Genomic DNA, 2,850 nt, shown 5'->3' with positions numbered 1-2,850 from the left:
TAGACATCTCGCTTTGCCCATACTTGCCAACGATTAGGCTGAGCTAGTTCAACTGCTATGCCCTGCGATCGCCAACGATTAGCAGTATCTTCCGCTGTTTCAAAACTACGATAAGTGCCAAAGATAACACGTTCCTCTAACTGGGGTTCTGGTAACGGTTGCGACACTACATCTACAACTAGGTTAGGTGTGGTCAGTGTTTGCGGTTGGTTCCCAGTTTGAAACCTAAGCACTAGAGCATCTCCTGGTAGTGCCCTAATGAATAGCCGATCGCTGGGTCTTGTCCCAAACCGCTGCACAACACCAACTTTTAAGGTCACATCGCTTGTCGTGTTGCTGGTGGCACTTGTGGCGCTGGGGGCTGGCTGGGATAGCGATCGTCCAGGCATGGCTAAAACTCCAGTCAACAGAGCCACACCACTAATCGATCCTATAAGTTGCAACTGGTGGAACATCATTACGACATCTTGGTGAGTTATCGTCAACATCCGACGTGAGTGTCAGACTGAGCGGCAACGAGCATTTCAATACCTAGCTTAAGTCGTCACTATCAGGTTACACCCACACTTATATACACCCACACCTGATAATGTATTGTCCACAGATTGTTTATGTATTTTCCACAGATGTTTTCCACAGATTATGATGCTCAGTCAGATTTTGAACGAATCACTAGTATGGTAAGTCATAGGTTCAAGATTCGCTGGCAGGAATGTTAGATTCGCTTTCTCAACATTTTCTTCCTAGAGAGAATCATTGTTCCTACGTCAAACTTCTATATCATGATGAGTTATTCATGATGAGTCTGCCTATGTCTGGGCCTGGTGTTTTTCCTACGTTTCTCTACTACTTTGCTTTCACTTACCTGGTAGTGGCGATCGTGCTCAAGAAGGGGGTCACTGAGCCACTGCCAACTGATATTACTTACGCTATCAGTCTCATCTCAAGCATATCTGCGGGTGCTTTGGGTGCCTATGTCAACCGCACTATTCAGGTTTCCATACCGCTGGAGCCTACTACCCAAACCAAGCTGTCTACCTTGCTAGAAGCAATGGGCTATCGGCCAATATCGAATGCTAACAGCGAGTCTGACAGTAAACGAACTGAAGCCAGCGATTGCATCATCTACGAACGCCCTGGCCTCAGTAAGCTATTCTCCAGCAAAGTCTTTATTCAAACAACGGGAACGGTAGCAACGATCGCAGGTCGGGCTAGCATGATCAAACGTCTCACTAGTCAACTAATTTAATCAACGTCTACAACCGCCATTGACAGCGTAAGCATCCCAAGTTCTCTCAAATCCAGTAATCGAGATAACCAAACTATTTGAATAGTTTGCCACAGCTAGCTAACAACTTGACAGGCTAGAACGATGCTCAATGGGAAGACTCTGAAGGCGGCGTAGGTTGGCTATCGTCATTGTCTGACTTGGCAGGTAAAACAACACACCACCGACCTGTAACGGGGTCGCGGTAAGTATCAAAGGGATTTCTGTCCGATTGCTGAATCATTGGTGTCATAGTAGTGCCAGTCTTCTTCATAGCGAGATCAGTTGCTAACCATAAATAAGCATCCTTAAATGTGGTAAGGCTATAGCCCTCCCATTACATCTGATCCTATCGGTTGGTGTGACATCGATTGGAGACAAGTGCCACCAGAATTTTGTGTCTCTCGTCACAACTCACTAGTTCGCTTAGCAGGTGCAACAGACATGAACGTAGCTCCAATAGTCTAAGAGCTTAGATCAATTCAATACCGTTGCCAATTGCCCCCTGAACTGTCTCATGGTCAACCTTTGCCAAGGCCACTCACACAGGCAGATTATCATTCACTCGGAATCCTAGCAACTCGTCCATCCACAGGGATCAGTAAAAACACGTTTCTGCAATAAGTAATAAGGGATAATAAATCAACTACTAGTAATCGTGAAGAGGGGTAATAGCCTACACATTGCGCCCCAAAGCGCTCTGCTAGCTAACTCGATCGCCATAGCTAGGCTAAACCTATAACTATATGTCATGTAGTTATAACCGTGGTAGCACTTGGGGCAACAAATGGGCTGGTAGTTTTGAGAGACCACGGCTCTGACCCTGGAGGCCAAACTCACTGTGGAATGCTCGCAGCGTTTGGATAACGTAAGCAAGAGCAGCTTGGGCATAGTCTGGATGGGATTGCCAGCCGTTGTAAGCTTGAAGGTGGTGATGGAGGGAAAAGTCTAGGTGATTGAGACGGGTTTCGGCTGTGAGGGGGCTTTGTTTGTCGATCGCCAACTGGTAATAGGCTAGCCCTAGATTGTTGTGGGTAGCAAATAGGTCAAAGCTGAGCTGCTCAGGGGGTACCTTGTTGGCAGTGTTGAGTGTGATGAGATAGGCTGCAATCGCTTGCTGGAGAAGCTGGTGATAGATGGCAGGCTGGTGTTTCTGGTGATTTGCCAAGTGCCAGTAAGCCGTGCCCAGATTGTTTTGGGTGGCAGCATGGGCAACGGGCGTAGCATCAGCCGTGCGATAGCGGAGGGCAATATCATAGGCTGCGATTGCCTGTTGGAGCAACTCAACAGGTTGCTCATGTTGTGACAAGTTCCAGTAGGCTGTGCCTAGGTTGTTTTGCACCATGGCATAGGTAAGGCTATCCTCGTCAGGACTGTAAAACTGAAGAGCCTCACTGTAGGCCGCGATCGCCTGTCGCAGATAGATGACAGGCTGTTGATGTTGTGCTAAGTGCCAGTAGGCTGTTCCGAGGTTATTTTGGGTAGCCGCTCGTTTTTTCGCGTCGGCATCCTCTGTCCGATAGCGCAATGCCTCTTGATAGGCCAACACAGCCTGTTGCAGATTTTCCACCGGGTCACGATAC

General features: G+C 47.8%; 4 protein-coding genes. 1 reads left to right on the top strand and 3 read right to left on the bottom strand.

Translation table 11 applies throughout. From position 1 onward, the window contains the following. The coding region (locus NZ772_16700) for a hypothetical protein (GenBank protein ID MCS6815195.1) at positions 1–488 on the bottom strand (488 nt) is incomplete at its 3' end. 323 nt (positions 489–811) lie between these two features. On the opposite strand from NZ772_16700, the gene NZ772_16695 reads away from it, so the two are divergent. Next, entirely contained in the window at positions 812–1,249 is a 438-nt protein-coding gene (locus NZ772_16695) for a hypothetical protein (GenBank protein ID MCS6815194.1), read from the top strand. A 127-nt stretch (positions 1,250–1,376) separates the two neighbouring features. Here the strand turns inward: NZ772_16695 and NZ772_16690 are convergent, their stop codons facing one another. Both NZ772_16690 and NZ772_16685 read right to left on the bottom strand, forming a co-directional pair. Continuing rightward, the gene (locus NZ772_16690) at positions 1,377–1,520 is read right to left on the bottom strand and encodes a hypothetical protein (GenBank protein MCS6815193.1); all 144 of its coding nucleotides are present in this window, start codon (positions 1,518–1,520) and stop codon (positions 1,377–1,379) included. A gap of 504 nt (positions 1,521–2,024) precedes the next feature. Next, the coding region (locus NZ772_16685; GenBank protein MCS6815192.1) for a tetratricopeptide repeat protein at positions 2,025–2,850 on the bottom strand (826 nt) is incomplete at its 5' end.

The organism is Cyanobacteriota bacterium (assembly GCA_025054735.1).
Taxonomy (GTDB): domain Bacteria; phylum Cyanobacteriota; class Cyanobacteriia; order SKYG9; family SKYG9; genus SKYG9.
This window is presented reverse-complemented; position numbering and strand designations above follow the sequence as displayed.

Bases quoted from the DNA above. Each gene is read 5' to 3' on its own strand.
- NZ772_16695 (MCS6815194.1), top strand. From the start codon at position 812: ATGTCTGGGCCTGGTGTTTTTCCTACGTTTCTCTACTACTTTGCTTTC.
- NZ772_16690 (MCS6815193.1), bottom strand. From the start codon at position 1,520: ATGACACCAATGATTCAGCAATCGGACAGAAATCCCTTTGATACTTAC.